Annotated in this window: 3 protein-coding genes and 1 pseudogene; 2 read left to right on the top strand and 2 right to left on the bottom strand. The window is 71.5% G+C overall.

What is annotated here, in order from left to right; genetic code table 11:
- Positions 1-36 precede the first annotated feature (36 nt).
- Together AB0O00_RS32670 and AB0O00_RS32665 are read right to left on the bottom strand one after the other, a co-directional pair.
- A complete protein-coding gene (locus tag AB0O00_RS32670) occupies positions 37-1,566 on the bottom strand; it encodes an MFS transporter (RefSeq protein ID WP_363657977.1) in 1,530 nt (509 codons plus the stop codon).
- A gap of 170 nt (positions 1,567-1,736) precedes the next feature.
- Positions 1,737-2,420: a TetR/AcrR family transcriptional regulator gene (locus AB0O00_RS32665; RefSeq protein WP_363657975.1), complete on the bottom strand. Its 684-nt coding sequence runs from the start codon at positions 2,418-2,420 to the stop codon at positions 1,737-1,739.
- 209 nt (positions 2,421-2,629) lie between these two features.
- On the opposite strand from AB0O00_RS32665, the gene AB0O00_RS32660 reads away from it, so the two are divergent.
- Both AB0O00_RS32660 and AB0O00_RS32655 read left to right on the top strand, forming a co-directional pair.
- Complete coding sequence (locus AB0O00_RS32660; RefSeq protein WP_363657973.1) at positions 2,630-3,211, top strand: Uma2 family endonuclease; 582 nt, start codon at positions 2,630-2,632, stop codon at positions 3,209-3,211.
- A 124-nt stretch (positions 3,212-3,335) separates the two neighbouring features.
- Positions 3,336-3,658, top strand: a pseudogene (locus tag AB0O00_RS32655) (VOC family protein); the annotation flags it as partial.

The following is a 3,658-nucleotide window of genomic DNA, read 5'->3' as shown; positions in this document are numbered from 1 at the left end:
GGCCGCCGTACGCACCCGGAGTTCGCCCGCGCGGGCTCAGTGCACCAGGACGGGCACCTCGGCGGCCTCCTGGGCGTCGGCGGTCGAACCGCTGGTCGCGCCCGGACGGCCGGCGTTGACGAAGGTGAAGGCCACGGCCGCGGCCGCCACCAGGATCCCGAAGGACACCCAGATCGCGGTCGAGAAGCCGTGCACCATGCCCTGGAACTGCAGCACCTTCGCGGCGGCGGGGTTGTCCGCCGCGGCGGCGGTCGCGTGCGAGGCCAGCCAGCTGGTGGTGGCGCTGGCCGCGATCGTGTTCAGCAGCGCGGTGCCGATGGCGCCGCCGACCTGCTGCGAGGTGTTGACCATCGCCGAGGCGACGCCCGCGTCGCGCGGCTGGACGCCGTGCGTGGCGAGGCTCATGGCCGGCATGAACGCGGTGCCCATGCCGAGGCCCATCAGGATCAGGCCGGGCAGGATGTGGACCGGGTAGGAGGAGTCCAGGCCGATCTGGGTCAGGATCAGCATGCCGATCGAGGCGACCAGGAAGCCGGGCGCCATCAGGTAGCGCGCCGGGACCCGGGTCATCAGCCGGGCGCCGATCTGGGTCGAGCCGGTGATCATGCCCGCCACCATCGGCAGGAACGCGACGCCGGTCAGGACCGGGCTGTAGTCCAGCACGATCTGCAGGTAGTAGGTCAGGAACAGGAACAGGCCGAACATGCCGATCACGGCCATGCCGAGCGACAGGTACACCCCGCCGCGGTTGCGGTCGAGCACCACGCGCAGCGGCAGCAGCGGGGCCTTGACCTTCCGCTCGACCAGGACGAACGCGGTGAGCAGCAGGGCGGCGGCGATGAACAGGCCCAGCGTGCTGCCGGCCGTCCAGCCGCTCGTCTCGGCGCGGGTGAAGCCGTAGACCAGGGAGACCAGGCCGGTGGTCACCAGCAGCACGCCCGGGACGTCCAGGCGGTTGCGGTTGCGGCCCTCGGCGGGCTCGCGGATCACCAGGACGGCGCCGGCGGCGGCGATGATGGCGAACGGGATGTTGACGAAGAAGGTCCAGCGCCAGTTCATGTACTCGGTGAGCAGGCCGCCGAGGATCAGGCCGATGGCGCCACCGCCACCGGCGATCGCGCCGTAGATGCCGAAGGCCTTGGCGCGCTCCTTGGCCTCGGTGAAGGTCACCGCGAGCAGGGAGAGTGCGGCGGGCGCGAGCAGTGCGCCGAACACGCCCTGGAGGGCGCGGGCGCCGAGCAGCATCGCGGTGTTGGCCGCGGCGCCGCCGAGCGCGGAGGCGAGGGCGAAGCCGGTCAGGCCGACGATGAAGGTGCGCTTGCGGCCCCACAGGTCGGCGATCCGGCCGCCGAACAGCAGGAGGCCGCCGAAGGCGAGCGCGTAGGCGGTGATGACCCACTGGCGGTTGCCGTCGGATATGCCGAGGTCGCGCTGGGCGGACGGCAGGGCGATGTTCACGATGGTCGCGTCGAGGACGACCATCAGCTGGGCGAGGCCGATGAAGATCAGGGCCTTCCAGCGCCTGGGATCGGGCAGCGTCGCCGGGCGGGCGTCGGTTTCGGGCATGGCGGTACTCGCTTCACGGGTGCGTGTGGGGCGGGAGAGGGGTCAACGAGCCTGCGCGCGGCGCGAGTTGGCGCCGTACGCGGGCGTGCCGGGATCAGGCCGTGGCGGCCTGGGGGTGCCGGTCGGTCGGAGTCGGGAGGGGTCGGGAGGGGATCGGAGGTCGGAACGGATCAGTGGTTGGCGGCCTGGAAGTCCTCGAAGGTGGCGGGCCGGCCGGGCAGGACGGAACGGGCGGGTGCCCGCAGGCCGTCCAGGAACAGTTGGAGGTGCCGGTGCACGAACGCGTCGAGCATCCGGCAGGAGGTGTTCGGCAGCGGGCGGGAGAGCTGGGCCATCGCGATGAACAGGTCACCGTGGTCGACGTCCGGCCGCAGCTCGCCCGCCGCGCGAGCGCGCTCCAGCAAGCCGCCGACGGCCCCGTGCAGCCGGTCGCGGATCTCGACGACGTCCGGGTCGAACGGGTCCACCCGGGTGCCGAAGACCGTGCACAGCGCGCCGACCTTCTCCTCGACGGTCGCGTGCGCGAACCGCTGGAGCGCGTCGAACGGGCCGGTGCCGCCGAGCGCGTCGGCCTCGGCCGCCGCCGTCTCGGCGAGAGCCAGGATGCGGCCCTTGACGAGCAGTGCCACGGCCTTGATCAGCGACGTGCGGTCCGGGAAGTTCCGGTACAGCGTGGCGTTGCCGACCCCCGCCCGCTTCGCGATCTCGTCCAGCGGCACGTCGGCGCCGTGCTCGACGAACGCGTCCCGGGCCGCCAGCACGATCCGCTCCCGGTTCCGGGTGGCATCTGCGCGCAGCTTGGGCGCCCGAACGCTCTCCGCGGAACGGGCCGGCTTGGTGGCGGCGGTGGTCACGGCGACTGCTCCTCATCAAGATACCGGGGAACTTCTCCCCGCTTCTGCCTACGTAGGAGCAAACGGGGATTCCGTCCCCGGATATTTCATCCATCGATGTGACCTGCGTCACAGTTGATGAGGGTTATCGTCAGAAGGCCAGACGGCCCGTAACCACTCGCCGGTGTGATCGTTGCATCGGGGGGTGTCCAGGCGAGGGAGGAAAGTCCATGACCGCAATCTCCGACCGCCCGCTGATGCTGCCCGAGGAGTTCGAGGAGTTCGCTCGCGCCCTGGCCCGGACCGTCGAAGGCATCCGGCCGGAGTTCATCAATGGGAAGTTGGGGATCAAGCCGGTGCCAGACGGCGATCACGGCCGCATTGTTCAGTGGCTCGTGCGGATCTGCATCCAAGCCCGGCCGGAGCTCTACCTGCACGATCAGGGCTTGAAGCTTCAGGGCTACCGAGGTGGCAACGCCCGTCCGGACGGCACGCTCGCTGATGCAGACGCCTTTGTCGGGCAGGGAGATTGGGCCGTGACGGACGAGGTGCTGATGGTCGCGGAGGTCACCTCGTTCGACTCCGACACCAATCAGCGTGACCGCATCGACAAGCCTCGGGCTTATGCCGAGAGCCGCATCCCGCTGTACCTGCTGATCGACAGGGACAGCGCCGAGGTCAAGGTCTACAGCGCGCCGGACGGCGTCCGCTACGAGACCGTCCAGATCCTCCCCTTCGGTAAGACCGTCCACCTGCCCGAGCCCGTCGGCATCTCCCTCGACACCGAGCCGTTGAAGGACTGGGTGCGCTGAACCAGGCCGTGTCGGGCCGGGCGGGGGTACGCCTGTCGGCCTAGGCTGTGGGCGTCCCGGGCGGCCGGTGGGTCGTGGGTGTCGGGAGGGGCCCGGCGGCCGGGTGGTGGCGAGGAGGTCCGCGATGGGCAGCGGTGAGACCGCCCGGGTGCGCTGCGTGGCGGCCGTTCCGTGCTGGGTGAGCCTGACGGCCCGGGACCTGGCGGGCGCGCAGGCGTTCTACGGGCCGCTGCTGGGCTGGGAGTTCGAGCCGGGGCCGGACCGCTTCGGCCCGTACGCGCACGCCGTGGTCGGCGGCGAGGCGGTGGCTGGCCTCGGTGTCGCGGGCGGCGGCTGGGCGATGCCGGTCGCGTGGACCAGCTACTTCGGGACGGAGAGCGCCGACGCCGCCGCCGACGCGGTGCGCGAGCGCGGGGCCACGCTCGCCGTCGGGCCGCTCGCCTTCGA

The organism is Kitasatospora sp. NPDC093558, from assembly GCF_040683475.1.
Taxonomy (GTDB): domain Bacteria; phylum Actinomycetota; class Actinomycetes; order Streptomycetales; family Streptomycetaceae; genus Kitasatospora.
Note: the sequence above shows the minus strand (reverse complement) of the source record. Positions and strands in the feature narration are given on the sequence as shown.

Excerpts from the sequence above, each read along its gene's own strand:
- AB0O00_RS32670 (WP_363657977.1), bottom strand. The coding sequence starts at position 1,566 with ATGCCCGAAACCGACGCCCGCCCGGCGACGCTGCCCGATCCCAGGCGC.
- AB0O00_RS32660 (WP_363657973.1), top strand. The coding sequence starts at position 2,630 with ATGACCGCAATCTCCGACCGCCCGCTGATGCTGCCCGAGGAGTTCGAG.